The following is a 251-nucleotide window of genomic DNA, read 5'->3' as shown; positions in this document are numbered from 1 at the left end:
GGCGCGCGGCGCGGAGCAGGATCTGCTTTTCCTCCGGCTTTGCATGCTGCCCATACCGGCCGAGGCGCAGAGGGTGCCCGTAGGCTTCAAGGAAAATGGCCCAGTCCTTCAGGCTGTAATTCTTGAACAGCCACGCCCAGGCCGCGAGGCGCGCCAGGCCGCCCCGGATGGCAAGGCCCGATTTCGCCTTGGCGACATGGATCAGATAGCTGTCCGGTCGGAGGATCTGAGGACCGGCATTGTCACGCAGA

Annotated in this window: 1 protein-coding gene; it reads right to left on the bottom strand. The window is 64.5% G+C overall.

Translation table 11 applies throughout. The features are described from left to right. Positions 1–251: phage portal protein family protein (locus JI667_RS22410; protein ID WP_206858739.1), on the bottom strand; the 251-nt coding region annotated here is incomplete at both ends.

Origin of the sequence: Bacillus sp. NTK074B (assembly GCF_017303375.1) — a bacterium.
Classification (GTDB): domain Bacteria; phylum Bacillota; class Bacilli; order Bacillales; family Bacillaceae_B; genus Rossellomorea.
The sequence above is the reverse complement of the archived record's forward strand: the minus strand, read 5'-3'. Positions and strand labels throughout refer to the sequence as shown.